The sequence below is a fragment of the Pseudomonas sp. LB3P81 genome (genome assembly GCF_054897965.1).
Genome location: NZ_JBUBVG010000001.1, coordinates 731,506 through 750,547, shown reverse-complemented (window position 1 = coordinate 750,547; position 19,042 = coordinate 731,506). Strand labels below are relative to the sequence as shown.

The following is a 19,042-nucleotide window of genomic DNA, read 5'->3' as shown; positions in this document are numbered from 1 at the left end:
AGGGACGATCAATCGCCCCGATGCTTCGTGTTATCAGCAATGTCCCTTTTCGTCGGAACAACAATAATGACCGATCATGACAAAGTCATAGAAACACTGATCTCCGAGCAGGCTGTAAATAGCTTCAGTGAAGCGCCTGATGCGCGTTACAAACAGATCATGCAAAGCCTGGTTCGTCACCTTCACGCGTTTGTCAGCGACGTCGAGCTGACGGAGCGGGAATGGTTTGAAGGCATCGGGTTTCTGACCGAGACCGGCCACAAGTGCGACGGTCTGGTGCGCCAAGAATTCATCTTGCTGTCGGACACCTTGGGCGTGTCGATGCTTGTCGATGCGATCAATCATCGCCACAGTGCAAACGCCACCGAGACCACTGTATTCGGGCCGTTCTACATCGAAGGCATGCCAGATCGGGAGTACGGCGAAAACATGGCCTTCACCGAAGGCGAACCAGCGCTGGTGCGCGGTCGAGTGGTCGATATCCATGGCAACCCGCTGGCCGGCGCGATACTGGACGTTTGGCAGACCGCCGAAAATGGCATGTATTCAGGTCAGGACACCAATCAGCCATTCGGCAATCTGCGTGGTCGCTATCGCACCGATGCCGACGGCTATTTTGCGATTCGCACGATTGTCCCTGTGTGCTATCCGATACCTACCGATGGCCCGGTTGGGCGCATGCTCAATGCCGCCAACCGTCACCCGTGGCGGCCTGCGCATTTGCATTTCATGGTTGAAGTGCCTGGGTATCGCAAACTGGTCACCCACCTGTTCAACCACGATGATCCGTACCTGGAGTCAGATGCAGTGTTTGGCGTCAAACAGTCGTTGCAGGTGATCTATGAAGATCGGTTCATGCACGATGATTTGTCCGCCAGCCTAGGTATTGATGTGCCGTTCAAGCGTGCGTGTTATGAATTTGTCATGGAAGCCGAGTGATCCATGGGCCAATTTTTTGCGGTATTCGCTACAGACCACCCAAACTCACTGGCCCTACGTCAGCGTTTGCGGCCCAGTCATCAAGCCCATTTGCGAGCGACCGAGATGCATCGGGTGATTGTCCGGTTAGGCGGCCCGACCCTGGATGACGCCAGTGCGGCCATGAATGGCACGTTACTGGTGATTGAGGCGGGCAGCCTGCCAGAGGTGGAAGCGTTCATACAGGATGACCCGTATGTTCAGGCAGGTCTGTTTGCCAGTATCCAGATCCGTCCATGGCACTGGAGCCTTGGCAACCCAGAATTACGCGGCTGATTATGAGCACCATTACACTTTGCCAACGGGACGACATTAAGGACGGCGGTGCCCTAGGTCTGCCTGCACACCAGCAGCTGCATCCCGCCGGGCTTGTTGCGGTGCGGCAAGGCGAGCAGGTGTGGGTCTATATCAACCGATGCCCGCATTTCTCGGTGCCGCTGGATTATCGCCCGCAAGAATTCTGCACCTATCGCGGCAAGATTCTGATGTGTGCTCATCACAGCGCGATGTTTCGTTTCGAAGATGGACACTGTATCGACGGCCCCTGCAAGGGCGCGCAGCTGGAGCCAGTAGCAGTGCGGTGGGTCGATGATCGATTGGTCATGGATGTTAACGTTTAGTTGCAGATCTCTGATCTGATACTGAGCGGCATTTTTGTCGGGGTCTTGGATGCAACCGCGAGCGGCTGCGTATCCTTATGACGGTAGTTGGTAAGTCCCCGTGTACTGCTAAAGCGTACGGGAACAGTTAGAGGGAAAACACTAATGATTGAGTTGGGCGACAGAGCTACGGGATACACGAAGGTCATAAGCTGGTCGAAACCGTAACTCGGCTCGTAGAATGAATCTCACATGTGCGGTTTAATCTATGACCCCGCCGGGAGCGTGAAGCTAACTGTGAAAAGCTCGCTAGATGTAAACGCACTGGATCTGCTCAGGGCAGTTTTCGACCGGTATGGAGTGAATGATCCGCAGCTCTGGGGGCACCTTGTGGAGGTGTTCGAACTCCGTTACTTTACTCGCGATCAGCCGATCATTCGCGCAGGCGAAACCCCTACGCACTTCTTTGTAATCCTTTCCGGCCTGATCCGTTATTACTATTCGTCACCAGAAGGTAAGCAACGGAATAAGGCTTTCTTCCACGAAGGAGAGGTGATCGGTTCGCTTAGCGCCTACTTGAAGCAACAACCCTGCACCTACACTATTGAGGCGCTGGAACACAGCTGGCTGGTGGCCGTGCCGCTGCATACGCTCATCCGCCTGCGTGAGCATTTTCCGCAGTTGCAGGGGTTTGTCGACAAAGCCACCAGGGAAATCATGCTACGTAACGAATCCCGCGAGGCTCTGCTCCTTACCTGCAACAGCGAGGAGCGCTATCGCTGGTTGCTAGAGCACGAAGCATGGTTACTGCAGCGGGTACCGCAGTACCAGCTGGCCAGTTATCTGAGCATGGATCCGGTGTCATTTTCGCGGATTAAGTCCAAGCTGGGCGCCTGATTAAGTAGTCATAATCAATCACAGGTTTCTCCCTTCGGCATCTGAACGCGCAAGTTCAGTCGTTCGGCTTGTTCGGCGCACCACTTCAAATGCTCTCGTGGCACTGCGTCGAGATTGAGTAGCAGACTGCCATCGGCCTTATGGCTTACCTCGACGACGAGCTCTCCGCAACGCGGCGTTATGCGTTCGCTAACAGTGTAAGCTGCCGCCAGTTCCCGCAGGCGCTGTTTGAAGATCTTTCCTACCGCCGTGACTGGAAGGGCGTCGACCAGGAAAATGCGCTTCGGGCATGCGGGGCGCTCAGCGATGTTCTCGAAGGCATACTGCTGCAGTTCGTCAATGCTGATCTGGCTGCCCTTGTGCAACTGCACGAAGGCCACCGGCAGCTCACCGGCGTATTCATCGGGCATACTTACTGCTGCGGCTAGCGACACCGCGGGGTGGGACTCCAGGCAGTTCTCGATCAAAGCTGGGTCGATGTTATGGCCGCTGCGAATAATCAGATCCTTGGCTCGGCCGGTGATGAACAAGTTGCCCAGCTCGTCCAAATGCCCCAAGTCGCCAGTGCGTAGCCAGCCGTCTTCAAGGGGGACGGTACTCTGTCCCAGATAACCGGGGAATACCGTCGGGCCTCGAACACAGATCTCACCGCCGTTGGCGATCCGCACTTCCACCTCTCCACTGACATGTCCCGCACTACCGGGAATCGAAGGGCGCTCAAGATTCGGCAGGGCAATGATGCCAGCGCATTCGGTCATGCCATAGGCCTGGTACAGATTAAGCCCGGCAATCGCGCGAACTTGTTCGCAAAGCGCTGCGGGCACCGGTGCGCCGCCAGAGAGCATAAAACGCAGCGAGCTGATGTCGTGGCCATCCAGGGGCACTTCAAGCATCGCCGCAACCGAGGTCGGGATGCCGCCGCTGATGGTAATGCCAAACGCCTCGACCAATTGCCAGTGCAGACGGATCACTTCGGGATTGCGGAAACCTGCGAGCGTGGGCAGCAACATCTGCAAACCACTGGCGAGTCCTCCCAAACTGTTCACCAAGGCCCCGGCGACGTGGAAGATCGGCAGACCGTTAAGCGCAACATCGTTGTGGCTGGTTGCCATGCAACGCACGTAGGCGAGGGCTGCCGCAACTTGATTGGCATGGGTGTGGCAGGCCAGTTTAGGCACGCCGGTGGTGCCGCCAGTATGGAAGTAAGCGGCGATGTCGTCGGCACGCGGCAACAACGGGGTCTCCAGTTCTGAGGCGCTGTAAAGCGTGAGTAACTCATCAAACCAGTACTCTCCAGCCTTCGCCATCACGGATACGCACTTGGGCCTGTGTGGCAAACGCTGGGCTACGCTGAGGGCCTTTTGCCAAAGATCATTGCCCGGTAGTGGGCCGAGCACGAAGATCAGGTCGGTTTTCGCCTCTAGCATCAGGTTGTATAGGGCATCCTCGTTGAGCAGCGGGTTGAGCGGGTTGGCGATGCCAACGCTGGCGGCGGCCCAGAGCAGGTACTGGCTCTGCGGAATGTTTGGCAGTAGCAGCGAAACCACAGGCTTGTGGCGGCCCGCGAGATCCAGGATCAGTCGTGCCGCACGGTTCACGTTGCACAACAGCTCGGTGTAACTGAAGTGCTGCGTATCAAGCGGTGTCAGGCTGTTGATGTAGCTCAATGCGATCTGGTCAGGATGAGTCTTGGCCGAAATCTGAAGGAGTTCGTATACGGTTTTTGCACTGACGGGGGACGTGGACATGGTGGACTCCTGCTCATTGTATTTTTTGCGGATTTTGGGCAGGTCGTGTGGGAGAGGGCATTAACAATTGTTAAGAGACCTTCAGCGAGTTGGAAGGAAGTACCAAACCTCGTGAATATCCTCTGGTTTCATTGACGAGCTGGCAGCGATGGTTACCTCAGGCATGTTGCGCAGAGGACGCAAAAGGCTTCGTATTTTGCGAACCGCTATCCTCAAGTCATGCAGAGCTTCGCTGTCACTGTTGGCTTGCAGCCGAGCGCGCGAATGATAGAGGGAGACTTCCAAGGAAATGATCTGGGCCACGAAATCGTCGACAAATGACATCATCGTCCTCGCACGGAGAAATGTGAGAAGAGTAGCAGATGGCAATTTTGCTACGCTGATTGCACGGGCAACCTTGCAACGCGCAGCTTTCTCAGCATGTCGCGCTTCTTGTCATGGTGGCTTTGCATACGTTTAAGCAGATCGTCCAAGGTGCTTATGGCCTTGAGGATAAACGGCCCTTTGTTCAGCATCACGCACTCAGCGCGAATGCCCATGGCTGCGTCAGTGATCTCTGCTCGGGTAGGGGCGCCCGTCTTGGCCAAGGACTCAAGGACTTGCGTGGCCCAGATCACGGGGACGTGGGCGGCCTCGCATAGGCAAAGCATCTCTTCTTGCAGCTCAGCGGTTCGTTCGAAACCTGTCTCCACTGCCAGGTCGCCCCGGGCGATCATGACCCCTAACCTTGGACTCCTCATTCCGGTGAGCAGCAGCTCCGGGAGATTTTCGAAGCCTTGGCGGGTTTCGATTTTCAATACAATGCCCAAATGTTCAGCATTCAGGCGTTCCAGATGCTGAAAGAGTGATCGAACATCTTCTGCTTGATTGACGAAGGAGAGTTCAATGATGTCGGCATGCTGAATGGCAAACTCAAGCGCTGCGATATCGTCTTCGGCCAAAGCCTTGAGACCGAGATTTGTGTCGGGAAGATTGATTCCTTTGTCAGTCTTGAGCTTCACACCACCCGGTGCGTGATGAATCTCAATGTGCAACGCATTGGTCGTTTTGGATAACACCTCGCCACCGATTTTTCCATCGTCAAACCATATCGGGTCGCCGGGCTTCGTTGCACGGAAGACTGCGTCAGACGTGCAGCTGATGTGTGCCGGGGTAGTCACATTACCTGCTTCGTCTACTATCGCCGGGCCTCCTTCATCAGGATCTCTGGTGAGCGTTAACAGATCACCCTCATGCAATTTGATGGTTTGAGACTTAGGAGGCACAGCGATAACTCGCCCGATGGATTTGCGTCCAGCGGGCGTCTGGAGTTCCAGCTCCATTTCCGGCACGAGGTAGGTGGTTTGATCAAGCTCCACCCAAATGCCTTGAGTATGCGTTTCGACCACGCGCATTGTGCGTTTGGAAAAGCGTGCATCACGGCATTTCAGGATGTTACCCACCTCGATCTGTTCCAGCCATTCAGCGGGTAACTGGATGGAGTCGGCTGCCGGAAAAGCGTCTGATGTTAGATAAAGCCGCCCTGGTTTCAGCACTTTTCCCGTGTCATCGCGTAGCGGGCGGATCTTGAGCACCGGTATACCTTCGGCCAGGGCACCGGTGCGAAGTTTTGGCCCAGGGAGATCCATTGCGACCTGACAGGGTTTGCCCAACTTGAGGCTCGCCCGGCGTACATGGTCAATCATCGCCAGCCATTGTTCCGGCCCATCATGCGCACAGTTGATCCGTTGGCAGTTCATGCCTGCTGCCACCAGGCGCTCAACGAACTCATAATCACCGGCGGCTTCTGTAGGCATGGTGACCATAATACGAACGGCTCTGTCCCGGTCGTGGCTGCCGAAGAGCGCCTCGCCGTGTTCAACCAACAATACTGCATTTTTCTTTGGGGGCTGTTTCTGGCCTTCAGTACTGCAGGACATCACTCTTGAGGTCATTCGCTCAAGCACGGATATCACCCGGTCTACTGAGCCACAGACATCGCGTTCGCTTCTTCCAAGTGACGATAGACCCAACGCAGTCAGCTGAGTCTGCAATGGCCGGATGTCGTGGCGCCTGAGGACAAGGTAATCGAGGAGGTTTGCAGCACTGTCGCGATAGCTCGGATGAATACGCGATACATCGAGGTGAGACTGCGATGCATTGCTCATCTTATTGCGCAGAGCCACCAGGGATTTCAGTGCAGCGTGCATCTCATCGGCGTATTCGGTCTGGCCTGACGGCAGAGGTGTGGTCATGGCGCGCACTCGGGACAAAGGCGGGTCGCCTGTTTCCATAGTGGTTCGCTTAGATGACGTTTTTCTTACAGCGAGTGAGCCAGACGTCCGGCGTTTGTCAGCGATCTGTTGCAGCGATTTATATGATAGATGAAACCGACCTGAAGTGAACTTTGGCGCGGAAACCGATTCTGCCGTAGCCACTCAGCTGCAAAGCTCCTTGATTCGTGTAATCAGGTGCAGAAGCGATTTGTAAAAGTTGACCACTTTGCAATCTCGAAAAATGCGTACTTCATCCCGTACATCGAAAGCGTTGTTCACAGAAAATATCAATGCTTTCAAGGAGAAAGAGCGCGGATTTCAGTCTCGTTTCCCGCTCCATAATTCAAAAAAAAACGCCACTCAATGAGTGGCGTTTTTTTTGTGCGCAGCATTTACGTCAGCATTGAAAAGAGAGGCTTCTGCCTCTTTTTTTGTGCGCGCAGAGCATGGGCGCAATATTGGGGGCGAATGTCCCGCCGTAAGCTGACCACAGCGAACGAAGTGAAGCGCGAACCGGATATAAGACAAAGAAGTGCAGGCAGTGCTTAGAAAAAATTGAATGAGAATGTGTATCAAACGCTAATGATATGGTATACCGTGCGCCGCGATTTGTTGGCACGTATGCCGTCCCATTGGCTATTTTCTCAAGGTTTCCTAGATGCGTCGTACTCTGGTTTCTATCTGCGTGCTTCAGGCTTTATCTGCTTACTCTTGGGCGGAGCAAGCTACAACCGATAAAACCAGTCTGGAATTGCAAGCGACCGACATCGTCGGTACGTCGGAGTATGAAACGGCTCAAGGGCCGGTGAAGGGCTACCGTGCAACGCGTTCTGCCAGCGCGACGCGAACCGACACTTCTATTCATGAAACACCGCAGTCCATCAGTGTGGTGACCAAAGATGCTGTTGAGGACATCGGAGCTACCCGCCTTCAGGATGCGCTTGACTACGCCGGCGGAGTAGGACGGGCAAACAACTTCGGCGGCCAGGGGCTGACCACCTTCACTGTGCGTGGATTTACCACCGGCGAGTTCTATCGCAACGGATTTCCGATCAACCGTGGTTATCCGAACATGCCTGATGCGAACACCATCGAGCGGCTGGAAGTACTGCGCGGCCCCGCAACCATGCTCTATGGTCGGGGTGATCCTGGTGGCACGTTCAACGTGGTCTCCAAACAGCCTTTGGCTGAACGTACTGTGACGCTGGGCAGCCAGCTCGATGATCAGGGAATGAAGCGTGGCACGCTGGATGCCTCTGGCCCGCTCGACGAAGAGGGGCGCCTGGCTTATCGCCTGAACGTGGTGGGAGAGGGCGGAGATACTTTCCGCGATCATGTCGAAACCGAACGTTACGGTGTGACGCCGGTTATTTCCTGGCAGGCCAACGACGACACCAAGGTGATCTTCGAGGGCGACTTTATGCGCAACAATCACCCGCTGGATCGCGGCGTGACGCGCTATCCGAAACAGGTTGGCACCGCGTCTCGTGACACGTTCTTTGGTGAAAAAGACGCCGGCAAGTTGCACAACGATAACAACATGGCCCAGCTGCGTTTCGAACACTTCCTGAATGACGACTGGACATTGGGTGGTGGTTTCCAGTGGCTCGACGGCACATTGCAGGGCAACGCCGTCGAAGCGAACGGTGTCGCAGCCGACGGACGCACGCTGGGACGCAACTTCAACTATCGCAAGCTGGAGTGGACGGATAAAGATACCCAGCTCAACCTCACCGGACATTTCTCCACCGGTGGTTTCGATCACACATTGTTGACCGGTGTCGAGTACGAGGATTACGACTACAAGTCCATCATCCAGCGCTCCAGCGGTGCGGTCGGTGCCTACCCGATTGATATCTTCAACCCGGTGTATGGCCAGCCTCGTCCGGCCTTGACCCGAACGCCGACCAACGACCAGGAAAACCTCAAGACCTACGCGGCCTTCGTCCAGGATCAGGTGGCGTTGACTGAGCGGTTGAAGGTGTTAGCCGGCGCCCGTTTCGAGCGCTTCGAGCATGACTATGAGACCTTCGTACCGGGTGGTCGAAGCTGGGAAGCGAGCGACAATGCGGTGACGCCGCGTCTCGGAGTGCTTTATGACCTGACCGATACGTTGGCGGTTTATGCCGATACAGCGCGCTCATTCAAACCCAATACCGGGGCCAGTCGACAGGGTGGCGGCTTTGAGCCGGAAAAGGGCAAGTCCTATGAGGTGGGTATCAAATGGGAAGCTCTGGATCGCCAGTTGAGTGTTGACGCGGCGATCTATCAGATTGAAAAACGCAATGTCCTTACCACCGATCCCGTTGACTCGACCTTCAGCGTGGCGGCTGGCGAGGTACGCAGCCGTGGCTTTGACCTGAACGTGGCAGGCAATGTAACTCCAGAGTGGCGGGTGGTGGGTGGCTATGCCTATGTCGACGCCGAGGTCACCAAAGACAACGTGATCCAGTCGGGCACCCGGCTGATGAACATTCCCAGGAACAGCTTCAGCCTGCTGAACGTTTACGAGTTTCAGGAGGGTGCTTTCAAGGGGCTAGGCTTGGGTGTGGGTGGTAAATACGTCGATGAACGTGCGGGCCAGACCGCTAATACAGCGTTTACGATGGGCAGTTACACCGTCGTCGACCTGCTCAGCTTCTACAAGATCAATGACAAGGTCAGAGTTAATCTCGATGTGAAGAATCTGTTCGACCGGGACTATGAAGAAGGCGCTTTTGGCAATGTCTACGCTTACCCTGGTGAGCCGAGAACAGTTCAGGTCGGTATTTCTTACACACTCTGACGATCAAACCGGTATGTAGGAGCGAGCTTGTCTCCGGGCGGCGTTCCGACGATGGTCGTTAACGGAAACGCGTGTTGTCTGGGTAAACGCGGCGTTCTGAAGTCCATCGTCGGAACGCCGCCCGGAGACAAGCTCGCTCCTACGGTTTCCAATGTGCAGTTGAGATGTTATAGGGTAACAATATAGTATCCTCGTCCGTCTTTTCGGCGGGACACTTTTATTCACCCTTGTGTTGCGAAACCTCCATGACCATTGCGCTCCCTCGTTCCACCGGCACGGCAGTCGGCCGGCTCCTTTCCATCGATGCATTGAGAGGCATGGTGATTCTGTTCATGCTGCTCGACCACGTCCGCGAGACCTTTTTCCTGCATCGACAGGTGTCCGATCCCATGGACATCGCCACGACCGAACCCGTCTTGTTTTTCAGCCGCACACTCGCTCATTTGTGCGCGCCGGTCTTCGTGCTGCTCACCGGTCTGTCGGCCTGGTTGTACGGTGAGAAATACGCCGGCAAGGCTGACGTTTGCAGTTTTCTGTTCAAGCGAGGTCTGTTTCTGGTGGTGCTTGAGTTCACCCTGGTGAACTTCGCCTGGACGTTCCAGCTGCCGCCGACGGTCATTTATATGCAGGTGATCTGGGCCATCGGCTTGAGCATGATTGCGCTGTCGGTGATGGTCTGGCTGCCGCGTCCGATGTTGCTGCTCCTGAGCCTGGCGATCATCGCCGGTCACAACCTGCTGGACGCGCTGCACTTTCCAGTGGAATCGGCGATGCACGTACCTTGGGCGATTCTCCATGATCGCGGCTGGATCGAACTGTCCGAAGGGCTTCGGCTGCGCACGTCCTATCCGGTGCTGCCGTGGATTGGCGTGATCGGACTGGGTTATGCCATGGGGCCGTGGTTCGGGCGAACGGCGGACGCGAGGGGGCGCCAACGCGCATTGCTGATCTGCAGCGTCGCCGGGCTGGCGGGATTCATCGCGCTGCGGCAGCTCAATGGCTATGGCGAGAAGCCCTGGAGCGTGGGCGATACGTCCCTGCAAACGCTGATGAGCTTTTTCAACGTCACCAAATACCCGCCGTCGCTGCTGTTTATTGCGCTGACCCTGAGCGTCGGATGCTTGCTGCTCCTGTGGTTTGAACACTTGCAGAAGAGCCAGTGGCTGCGTCCCATGACGGTCTTCGGATCGGCGCCGATGTTCTTTTATCTTGTGCACCTGTATGCGCTTAAAGTTTTGTATGTCATCGCGGTCGCGCTGTTCGGGTTGAATCAGGGCTCATGGTTTGGCTTCACGTCGGTAGGGGCGGTCTGGATAACGGCCATCTTGCTCGCCATTGCGCTGTACCCGCCGGTTAAATGGTTCTCCGGATTAAAGGCGCGACGTCGAGACATTGCCTGGCTGAAATACTTTTAATACCCATGTTTGTGCACTTTTATAAAGCCGTGAAGCGTGCCGTTGCACTATGCGAAGGCAAAACGCTGGGGCGAAACCCACGGCGAAAGCCCCGACAAGCAGCCTGGAGCAGCACTTTTGCGATCTGGCACAAACACTGCAACACACCAGGCAGGCCCATCGTAAACGCAGTCGAGTGGGCAGCCCCCTCGGTCAACGACGATCGATTCATGGGCAACATCGGTGGATCAGGCATAGACGTCTGGTACTAACACCGCAAAAGAACAGGCAAAGACGCCTGGAACCGAAAGGTTTCAGGCGTTTTTTTTTGCTTTTTGAACCGCTTTAGCCGGGTGCTTCTTATGAATTCCAATGTTGCCGCGTTGAACAAATTGCAAACGCTGATCGTGATCGGCAATGGCATGGTCGGACATCATTGTGTCGAGCAGTTGATCGAGCGGGGGGCGCTTGCCCAGTATTGCTTGCACGTGTTCAGCGAAGAGCCGATGCGTGCCTACGATCGCGTGCATCTTTCCGAGTATTTCTCTGGCCGTGATGCTGAATCCCTGGCCCTCGGCGAAGCCTCGCTGTACCAGACACCGGGCGTCACCCTGCATTTGGGTGTGCCGGTACTGGAAATCGACCGCGCCCGTCGCCAGGTGACCACCGCGCAAGGTTGCGTGCCTTACGACAAATTGGTTCTGGCCACCGGGTCGTATCCGTTTGTGCCGCCGATCGAAGGTGCGGAGGGCGATTCACGCCTGGTGTATCGAACCCTTGAAGACCTCGACGCGATCCGCACCGCCGCTGCCAATGCCCGACGTGGTGTCGTGGTGGGCGGTGGCCTCTTGGGCCTTGAGGCTGCCAACGCGCTGAAGAGTCTGGGCCTGGAAGCGCATGTGGTGGAATTCGCCCCGCGCCTGATGCCGGTGCAGCTGGACGAGATGGGTGGCCTTGCGCTCAAGTCGCAGATCGAAAGGCTGGGCGTCGGTGTGCACCTGTCCCGCGCCACCCAATCGATCAGCGCGGGCGAGGCGTATCGCTACCGCATGAACTTCGCCAACGACGAGTTTCTTGAAGCCGATCTGATCGTGTTCTCGGCCGGCATTCGCGCACAAGATGCGCTGGCCCGGCAATGCTCGCTGGACATCGGTCCGCGCGGCGGCGTCGTGATTGACGACGAATGCCGGAGCAGCGACCCGGACATCTACGCCATCGGCGAGTGCGCCTCGTGGAACGGCAGCCTGTTCGGCTTGGTCGCGCCGGGCTACCAGATGGCGCGTAGCGTCGCGGCACGCCTGTGCAATGAGATTGCCGAGCCCTTCATCGGCGCCGACATGTCGACCAAACTCAAGCTGCTGGGCGTCGATGTCGGCTCCATCGGCGATGCCCACGGCCACACGCCGGGCGCGCGCAGTTATCAGTTCATTGACGAAACCACGGCCAGCTATCGGCGATTGGTGGTGGATGCCACCGGCAAGCACGTTATCGGTGCGGTGCTGGTCGGCGATAACAGCTATTACGACACGCTGCTGCAATACATGCAGAACGCCATCGCCTTGCCGACGGAACCTGCCAGCCTGATTCTGCCGTCCTCCGAAGGCGCCCCGACGCTGGGCCCGGGCGCGTTGCCCGAGTCGGCCACGGTCTGCTCGTGCCACAACGTCACCAAGGGTTCCATCTGCTCGGCCATCGACGGTGGCTGCACCGACCTCGGCCTGCTCAAGGCGCAGACCAAGGCCTGCACCGGCTGCGGTGGTTGCGCCGGTTTGCTCAAGCAAGTCTTCGAGCATGAATTGATTGCCCGGGGTGTCAGCGTCGACAAAAGCCTCTGCGAACACTTCGCCTACACCCGTCAGGAGTTGTATGCGCTGGTGCGGGTAGAAGGGGTGACCACCTTCGAGGAACTGCTGGCCAAACATGGCCGTGGCCACACCGGGTGCGACGTCTGCAAACCGGCGGTTGGCTCGATCCTCGCCTCGTGCTGGAACCAGCCGATCATGGACGCGTCGCTGGTGCCGTTGCAGGACACCAACGACACCTTCATGGCCAACATGCAGAAAAACGGCACCTATTCGGTGGTGCCGCGCATTCCCGGTGGCGAGATCACCGCCGACAAACTGATCGCGATCGGTGTGGTGGCGAAGAAATACGACCTCTACACCAAAATCACCGGCGGCCAGCGTATCGACCTGTTCGGTGCGCAGTTGCATGAACTGCCGGACATCTGGGCCGAGTTGATCGAAGCCGGTTTCGAAACCGGGCACGCCTACGGCAAATCGACCCGGACGGTGAAATCCTGCGTCGGCAGCACCTGGTGCCGTTACGGCGTGCAGGACAGTGTGCAAATGGCCCTGACGATCGAGGATCGTTACAAAGGTCTGCGCTCGCCGCACAAGCTCAAATTTGCGGTGTCCGGTTGCACTCGCGAATGCGCCGAGGCCCAGAGCAAAGACGTGGGCGTGATCGCCACCGAGAAAGGTTGGAACCTCTACATCGCCGGTAATGGCGGCATGCGTCCGCGCCATGCGGAACTGTTCGCCACCGACCTCGACGACGAAACCCTGATCCGCTACATCGACCGCTTCCTGATGTTCTACATTCGCACAGCCGACAAACTGCAGCGCACCTCGGTGTGGCGTGAAACGCTGGAAGGCGGCCTCGATTACCTCAAAGACGTGGTCATCCACGACAGTCTCGGACTTGGCGCGGAACTTGAATCGCAAATGCAGTGGGTGGTCGACCGCTACGAATGCGAATGGGCGAATGCCCTTAAAGATCCGGAAAAACTCAAACGCTTTCGTACCTTCGTCAACGACAAGCGCCCGGACCCGGACATCCATTTTGTCCAGGAGCGTGGTCAGCGGCGCCCGATCATGGCCGCCGAACTCAACCTGATTCCCGTCATCGAGGAGATTGCCTGATGAGCCAGTCTACTACCCAACGCATCAATGCCCTGGCCGACACCAATGTCTGGCAAAGCGTGTGTGCGCGACAGGATCTGGTCAGTGATTCCGGTGTCGTCGTCTGGCTCGACGGCGCACAAGTGGCGCTGTTTTATTTGCCGGGCGCTGAGGGCCGAACCCTCTACGCCATCGACAACCATGACCCGCAATCCGGGGCGAACGTCATCGGCCGCGGGTTGGTCGGCAGCATCAAGGGCGATCTGGTGGTGGCTTCGCCGATCTATAAACAGCATTTTCGGCTGGAGGACGGCAGTTGCCTGGAGTATCCGCAACAACGTCTGCGTGTGTGGCCGGTGCGGTTGAACGGCGACGTCGTGGAAGTCGGAGTGGCTTGAGAGTAATTAACCGCATTGCGCAACGGTACTGGAGGCATGGATGAAAACAGCCGCACAACTGCTGAAACTCAAGGTCGTGCAAAACCAGCACGTCCATAGCATCGCGCCTGACCAGATGGTGCTTGAAGCCCTGAAGCTGATGGCCGAGAAAAACGTCGGCGCGCTGCCGGTCATCGACGCCGGGCAAGTGGTCGGCGTGATCAGTGAACGCGACTATGCACGCAAGGTTGTTCTGCAGGGGCGTTCTTCGGTTGGCACGCCGGTGCGCGAAATCATGAGCGCACCGGTGGTGACCGCCGACAGTCAGCAGAGCATCGAGCGCTGCATGGCCGTCATGACCGACAGTCATCTGCGCCATCTGCCGGTGGTGGAGGGGGGCGAACTGATTGGCCTGTTATCGATTGGTGATCTGGTGAAAGAAGCCATCGCCGAGCAGGCCGATCTGATTCGACAGATGGAGCATTACATTCGCGGTGATTAAGGGGGGGCGGCAAGGAATAGCCCTATGGGGAAATGATCCCGTGATCGATCGCGTACTTGACCAGCGCCGCCGGTTTGTCGATGTTGAGTTTGCGGCGGATGCTCAGGCGATGGGTTTCTACGGTACGCACGCTGATATCCAGATCGCGGGCCATTTCCTTGTTGTTCATCCCTTGCGCCATTTTGTACAACACCTGGCTTTCACGTGGTGTCAGCTCATTGTCGATGCTTTTATCGGCAATGAGCCGCTGGGCGATTTCAGCACTGTAGAACGTCCCGCCGCTGGCAATGGCTTCGATAGCCGCAATGATTTCCCGTGACGGTGCATTCTTCAGTACATACCCGCTGGCACCTGAGCGAACGGACTCACTCACGTATTCGTAGTTGTCGTACATGCTGAGCACCAGCACTTTGAGCGACGGGTACTGGCTGCGCATCAAGCGGGTCAACTCCAGGCCGTTCATGTCCTTGAGGCTGATATCGACCAGCAACAGGTCCGGCTGACAGCGCCCGACCATCTCGATGGCGTCCGCACCATTCTCGGCTTCACCCACCACTTCCAGCGGGGCCATGACAGACAGCAGCGCCTTGATCCCGTCGCGGACCAAAGAGTGATCGTCGACCAGGGCGACGCGGATCGGGGAGGGCAGGTTCATCACGGGCATTCACTCTTATTGTCAGGTCAGCGTTTTGCGCCGGGCATTTTCATCGGCAGCAGCACGTCCAGCTCACTTCTTCCCGGCATCGAGATCAGGTCGAACCGCCCCCCGAAATGCTCGACACGCTCACGGATATTGCGCAGGCCAATGCCGGCGTGCAGACGTTCGACCTGGGCGACATTGAAGCCGACGCCGTCATCGATCACCGTCAGCCGTATGGATTCTTCAGACCCGTGCAGGGTAATGGAAACGTTTTTCGCCTGGGCATGGCGTTCAATATTGGTCAGGCCTTCCTGCACGATGCGGAACAGCGAGACCGCTGCACCATCGACCAGATGGCAGTCGAATTCGTTGTCGTTGTAGGTCACGGCAAGGCCGCTGCGTTGTTCGAATTCTTCGGCAAGTTGGCCGATGGCTGCGGACAGGCCAAGGGTGTCGAGCAAAGACGAGCGCAGGTCGTGGGAGAGGCTGCGAACCTCGCCAATCGCTTCCCCCAACCGCTCCGTGGCCTCTCTTAAAATGCTCAAGCCTTTGTCCTGTCCGTTCTCCAGGACATGGCTGGCCAGTTCGAACTGGAACTTGATCGAGACCAGCACCTGACTGATGCCGTCGTGCAGTTCCCGGGAAACCCGCGATCGTTCTTCCTCCTGCAAACTGACGATGCGCTGGGTCAGGCGCTGGAGTTTTTTGTCGGCCAGACGGTGTTCGCTGACATTCAGCGTCATGCCGCTGGCAAACACGAACAGCACCGCCACGAGCGCCACGGCGGCAATCGCCAGCATGGTTTTGCGGATGCCCTGAGCCACCTCGTCACGCGCCTGCTGAGTGGCGCGTTCAACGTCTTCAAGGTAAATGCCGGTGCCGAGCATCCAGCCCCAGCGATCCAGCATCACCACGTAGGCGAGTTTGTCGGTCACCTGGCCAGAGGAGGGTTTGTTCCAGGCGTAGCGCTGAAAACCTTCGCCCGATTGCGCACTCTTGAGCAATGCCTGGATCACCGGCAGGCCGTGCGGGTCCTTCATGTCCCACAAATACTGCCCCACCAGCTCCGATTGCCGCGCGTGCATCAGGCTGCGGCCCTCGCGGTCGTACACGAAGAAGTAGCCATTGATGCCAAAGCTGAGTTTGCGCAGTTCTTCCAACACTTGCTGCTGGGCGCGCGCGTCACCGTGGCCATCGTCGTACAGCGGCGCGATCAGGCTTTGCGCCATTTCCACGTAGTTTTTCAGTTCAGCGCGCTTGCTGGCCAGAATGCTGTCTTCGATCAGCTGCGCCTGCTGATCACCCAGTTGGCGGTTCAGGGAAATCACCAGCGCACAGATGACAGCAATCGCCAGCACCAGCGGCAGAATCCCGAGCGCGACGATTTTGTGTTTGAGCTGCATCTGGGCTCCTGAGGACTTTGTAGGAGCGAGCTTGCTCGCGATGGTCGTCAACGAAAACGCGGGGTTGCTGAATAGGCGCGTTGTTCTTGAGTCCATCGCGAGCAATCGAGCGTCGACCGGCTGCTCCTACAGGGATGGCGTTAGGCGAAGGCCGGCATCATATGCCAAAGATACGCGCGTCCAGTAGCGCTGCTGGACGGAATGACTTGTGGTTGTGATGAAACGCAAAACCTGTGGGAGCGGGCTTGCCCGCGAAAGCGGTCTGTCAGTCGACTTCAATGCCAACTGAAAGATTGCATTCGCGGGCAAGCCCGCTCCCTCAGGGTCTTCATTTCAACTTGGAGATCAGTGGTGTCTACGTAGAACTACGTAGGCGTCGCGTACGTAGTAACGCGGATTTATTTGTGGACGGCATGCGCGGATATTGGGCCAGCTCCGCACAGCGGACACAATTATAAAAATTACCGCCGCAGTCACTGGCTGTCGGCAGGAGACACGCTATGCCCCGTCTGGCTAAACACCTTGCCTGGTTTGCCGTGGCTGTTCTGGGAGCGTTTGCGCTGAGTGTCGTGGCCCTGCGCCGCGGCGAAGCGATCAACGCCCTCTGGATCGTAGTCGCAGCCGTCGCCATCTACCTCGTTGCCTACCGCTACTACAGCCTGTTCATCGCCAACAAGGTGATGCAACTCGACCCCAATCGAGCCACTCCCGCTGTACTCAATAATGATGGTCTGGACTACGTGCCGACCAACAAACACGTCCTTTTCGGTCACCACTTCGCGGCCATCGCTGGCGCAGGTCCGCTGGTCGGTCCGGTATTGGCGGCGCAGATGGGCTATCTGCCCGGCACGCTGTGGCTGATTGCCGGCGTGGTGCTGGCCGGTGCGGTTCAGGACTTCATGGTCCTGTTCATGTCCACCCGCCGTAACGGCCGCTCCCTGGGCGACATGGTTCGCGAAGAAATGGGTCGCATCCCCGGCACCATCGCGCTGTTTGGCTGCTTCCTGATCATGATCATCATCCTCGCGGTGCTGGCGCTGATCGTGGTCAAAGCCCTGGCCGAAAGCCCGTGGGGCATTTTCACGGTGATGGCGACCATCCCGATCGCGATGTTCATGGGCATCTACATGCGCTACATCCGCCCGGGCCGCATCGGTGAAGTCTCGGTGATCGGCGTGTTGCTGCTGCTCGGTTCGATCTGGCTCGGTGGGCAGATTGCCGCCGATCCGGTGTGGGCCAAAGCCTTCACCTTTACGGGCATCCAAATCACCTGGATGCTGATCGGCTACGGTTTCGTCGCCGCGGTACTGCCGGTGTGGCTGATTCTGGCACCGCGTGACTACCTGTCGACGTTCCTGAAAATCGGCACCATCATCGCCTTGGCGATCGGCATCCTGATCACCATGCCTGATCTGAAAATGCCGGCATTGACCCAATTCATCGACGGCACCGGTCCGGTGTGGAAGGGCGGTCTGTTCCCATTCCTGTTCATCACCATTGCCTGCGGCGCGGTGTCGGGTTTCCACTCGCTGATCGCTTCGGGCACTACGCCGAAGCTGCTGGCCAGCGAAGGCCATGCCCGTTACATCGGGTACGGCGGCATGCTGATGGAATCGTTCGTGGCCATCATGGCGATGGTTGCCGCGTCGGTGATCGAGCCAGGCGTGTATTTCGCCATGAACAGCCCGGCGGCGATTGTCGGTGCTGACGTAGTTTCGGTCGCTCAGACCGTCAGCAGCTGGGGTTTCCTGATTACCCCGGAAGCCCTGCAAGCCGTGGCCAAAGACATCGGTGAAACCACCATCCTGGCTCGCGCCGGCGGTGCGCCGACCCTGGCCGTTGGCATCGCGCAGATCTTGCACAGCGTGCTGCCGGGTGAAAACACCATGGCGTTCTGGTACCACTTCGCGATCCTGTTCGAAGCGCTGTTCATCCTGACCGCAGTCGATGCCGGGACCCGTGCCGGTCGCTTCATGCTCCAGGATTTGCTCGGCTCCTTCGTGCCAGCGCTGAAACGCACCGAATCCTGGACCGCCAACCTGATCGCCACCGCCGGTTGCGTGGCGATGTGGGGTTACTTGCTCTATCAAGGCGTGATCGACCCGCTGGGCGGCATCAACACCTTGTGGCCGCTGTTCGGCATCTCCAACCAGATGCTGGCCGGTATCGCGCTAATGCTGGCGACCGTTGTGCTGATCAAAATGAAACGCCAGCGCTATGTCTGGGTCACGATGCTGCCAGCGGTTTGGCTGCTGATCTGCACCACCACCGCCGGATTCATCAAGTTGTTCGACGCCAACCCGGCCATCGGTTTCCTCGCGCTGGCGAAGAAATACAGTGACGCATTGGCCAACGGTCAGGTACTCGCCCCGGCCAAGAGCATCGAGCAGATGCAGCACGTGATCTACAACGCCTACACCAACGCAACGCTGACGGCGCTGTTTTTGCTGGTGGTCTTCAGCATCCTGTTCTTTGCCCTCAAGGTCGGTATCGCCGCCTGGGGAACCAAGGAGCGCACGGATAAAGAAGCGCCATTTCAAGCGTTGCCGGATGCCTGATCG

14 protein-coding genes and 1 pseudogene are annotated in these 19,042 nt (G+C 57.6%); 10 read left to right on the top strand and 5 right to left on the bottom strand.

Annotated features, from left to right (window positions below):
* Positions 1 to 66 precede the first annotated feature (66 nt).
* From ACYZTL_RS03365 to ACYZTL_RS03350, 4 genes are all read left to right on the top strand, one after another.
* Positions 67 to 939: a dioxygenase family protein gene (locus ACYZTL_RS03365; protein WP_461950571.1), complete on the top strand. Its 873-nt coding sequence runs from the start codon at positions 67 to 69 to the stop codon at positions 937 to 939.
* A 3-nt stretch (positions 940 to 942) separates the two neighbouring features.
* On the top strand, positions 943 to 1,254 hold the full coding sequence (locus ACYZTL_RS03360) for a YciI family protein (protein ID WP_461950570.1): 312 nt from the start codon (positions 943 to 945) through the stop codon (positions 1,252 to 1,254).
* A gap of 2 nt (positions 1,255 to 1,256) precedes the next feature.
* Entirely contained in the window at positions 1,257 to 1,598 is a 342-nt protein-coding gene (locus ACYZTL_RS03355; protein ID WP_461950569.1) for a Rieske (2Fe-2S) protein, read from the top strand.
* A 231-nt stretch (positions 1,599 to 1,829) separates the two neighbouring features.
* Positions 1,830 to 2,474 carry a Crp/Fnr family transcriptional regulator gene (locus ACYZTL_RS03350; RefSeq protein WP_461950568.1) on the top strand — a complete coding sequence of 215 codons (645 nt, stop codon included), beginning with the start codon at positions 1,830 to 1,832 and terminating at the stop codon, positions 2,472 to 2,474.
* Between the two features lie 14 nt (positions 2,475 to 2,488).
* Here ACYZTL_RS03350 and ACYZTL_RS03345 read toward each other — a convergent pair whose 3' ends face one another.
* The 3 genes and pseudogenes from ACYZTL_RS03345 to ACYZTL_RS03335 form a co-directional block, all read right to left on the bottom strand.
* Positions 2,489 to 4,222 carry an AMP-binding protein gene (locus ACYZTL_RS03345; protein ID WP_461950567.1) on the bottom strand — a complete coding sequence of 578 codons (1,734 nt, stop codon included), beginning with the start codon at positions 4,220 to 4,222 and terminating at the stop codon, positions 2,489 to 2,491.
* Between the two features lie 153 nt (positions 4,223 to 4,375).
* Positions 4,376 to 4,549: pseudogene (locus ACYZTL_RS03340) on the bottom strand (CHAD domain-containing protein); the annotation flags it as partial.
* 47 nt (positions 4,550 to 4,596) lie between these two features.
* The gene (locus ACYZTL_RS03335; protein WP_461950566.1) at positions 4,597 to 6,456 is read right to left on the bottom strand and encodes a pyruvate kinase; all 1,860 of its coding nucleotides are present in this window, start codon (positions 6,454 to 6,456) and stop codon (positions 4,597 to 4,599) included.
* 679 nt (positions 6,457 to 7,135) lie between these two features.
* On the opposite strand from ACYZTL_RS03335, the gene ACYZTL_RS03330 reads away from it, so the two are divergent.
* The 5 genes from ACYZTL_RS03330 to ACYZTL_RS03310 all read left to right on the top strand — a co-directional run bounded on the left by ACYZTL_RS03330 (position 7,136) and on the right by ACYZTL_RS03310 (position 14,438).
* The gene (locus tag ACYZTL_RS03330) at positions 7,136 to 9,262 is read left to right on the top strand and encodes a TonB-dependent siderophore receptor (protein ID WP_461950565.1); all 2,127 of its coding nucleotides are present in this window, start codon (positions 7,136 to 7,138) and stop codon (positions 9,260 to 9,262) included.
* A gap of 245 nt (positions 9,263 to 9,507) precedes the next feature.
* Complete coding sequence (locus ACYZTL_RS03325; RefSeq protein ID WP_461950564.1) at positions 9,508 to 10,677, top strand: DUF1624 domain-containing protein; 1,170 nt, start codon at positions 9,508 to 9,510, stop codon at positions 10,675 to 10,677.
* Positions 10,678 to 11,018: 341 nt separating this feature from the next.
* Positions 11,019 to 13,580 carry a nitrite reductase large subunit NirB gene (nirB, locus tag ACYZTL_RS03320; protein ID WP_461950563.1) on the top strand — a complete coding sequence of 854 codons (2,562 nt, stop codon included), beginning with the start codon at positions 11,019 to 11,021 and terminating at the stop codon, positions 13,578 to 13,580.
* The gene (nirD, locus tag ACYZTL_RS03315; protein WP_461950562.1) at positions 13,580 to 13,957 is read left to right on the top strand and encodes a nitrite reductase small subunit NirD; all 378 of its coding nucleotides are present in this window, start codon (positions 13,580 to 13,582) and stop codon (positions 13,955 to 13,957) included. The genes nirB and nirD overlap by 1 nt, the downstream gene beginning before the upstream one ends.
* Before the next feature lie 40 nt (positions 13,958 to 13,997).
* Positions 13,998 to 14,438 carry a CBS domain-containing protein gene (locus ACYZTL_RS03310; protein WP_461950561.1) on the top strand — a complete coding sequence of 147 codons (441 nt, stop codon included), beginning with the start codon at positions 13,998 to 14,000 and terminating at the stop codon, positions 14,436 to 14,438.
* A 22-nt stretch (positions 14,439 to 14,460) separates the two neighbouring features.
* Here ACYZTL_RS03310 and ACYZTL_RS03305 read toward each other — a convergent pair whose 3' ends face one another.
* Both ACYZTL_RS03305 and ACYZTL_RS03300 read right to left on the bottom strand, forming a co-directional pair.
* Positions 14,461 to 15,093: a response regulator gene (locus ACYZTL_RS03305; protein ID WP_461950560.1), complete on the bottom strand. Its 633-nt coding sequence runs from the start codon at positions 15,091 to 15,093 to the stop codon at positions 14,461 to 14,463.
* Between the two features lie 26 nt (positions 15,094 to 15,119).
* On the bottom strand, positions 15,120 to 16,481 hold the full coding sequence (locus tag ACYZTL_RS03300; RefSeq protein ID WP_461950559.1) for a cache domain-containing protein: 1,362 nt from the start codon (positions 16,479 to 16,481) through the stop codon (positions 15,120 to 15,122).
* 500 nt (positions 16,482 to 16,981) lie between these two features.
* Here ACYZTL_RS03300 and ACYZTL_RS03295 point away from each other — a divergent pair, with 500 nt between their 5' ends.
* Entirely contained in the window at positions 16,982 to 19,039 is a 2,058-nt protein-coding gene (locus tag ACYZTL_RS03295) for a carbon starvation CstA family protein (RefSeq protein WP_461950558.1), read from the top strand.
* The last annotated feature ends 3 nt before the right edge of the window (positions 19,040 to 19,042 follow it).

Excerpts from the sequence above, each read along its gene's own strand:
- ACYZTL_RS03365 (WP_461950571.1), top strand. The coding sequence starts at position 67 with ATGACCGATCATGACAAAGTCATAGAAACACTGATCTCCGAGCAGGCT.
- ACYZTL_RS03360 (WP_461950570.1), top strand. The coding sequence starts at position 943 with ATGGGCCAATTTTTTGCGGTATTCGCTACAGACCACCCAAACTCACTG.
- ACYZTL_RS03355 (WP_461950569.1), top strand. The coding sequence starts at position 1,257 with ATGAGCACCATTACACTTTGCCAACGGGACGACATTAAGGACGGCGGT.
- ACYZTL_RS03350 (WP_461950568.1), top strand. The coding sequence starts at position 1,830 with ATGTGCGGTTTAATCTATGACCCCGCCGGGAGCGTGAAGCTAACTGTG.
- ACYZTL_RS03345 (WP_461950567.1), bottom strand. The coding sequence starts at position 4,222 with ATGTCCACGTCCCCCGTCAGTGCAAAAACCGTATACGAACTCCTTCAG.
- ACYZTL_RS03335 (WP_461950566.1), bottom strand. The coding sequence starts at position 6,456 with ATGACCACACCTCTGCCGTCAGGCCAGACCGAATACGCCGATGAGATG.
- ACYZTL_RS03330 (WP_461950565.1), top strand. The coding sequence starts at position 7,136 with ATGCGTCGTACTCTGGTTTCTATCTGCGTGCTTCAGGCTTTATCTGCT.
- ACYZTL_RS03325 (WP_461950564.1), top strand. The coding sequence starts at position 9,508 with ATGACCATTGCGCTCCCTCGTTCCACCGGCACGGCAGTCGGCCGGCTC.
- nirB (WP_461950563.1), top strand. The coding sequence starts at position 11,019 with ATGAATTCCAATGTTGCCGCGTTGAACAAATTGCAAACGCTGATCGTG.
- nirD (WP_461950562.1), top strand. The coding sequence starts at position 13,580 with ATGAGCCAGTCTACTACCCAACGCATCAATGCCCTGGCCGACACCAAT.
- ACYZTL_RS03310 (WP_461950561.1), top strand. The coding sequence starts at position 13,998 with ATGAAAACAGCCGCACAACTGCTGAAACTCAAGGTCGTGCAAAACCAG.
- ACYZTL_RS03305 (WP_461950560.1), bottom strand. The coding sequence starts at position 15,093 with ATGAACCTGCCCTCCCCGATCCGCGTCGCCCTGGTCGACGATCACTCT.
- ACYZTL_RS03300 (WP_461950559.1), bottom strand. The coding sequence starts at position 16,481 with ATGCAGCTCAAACACAAAATCGTCGCGCTCGGGATTCTGCCGCTGGTG.
- ACYZTL_RS03295 (WP_461950558.1), top strand. The coding sequence starts at position 16,982 with ATGCCCCGTCTGGCTAAACACCTTGCCTGGTTTGCCGTGGCTGTTCTG.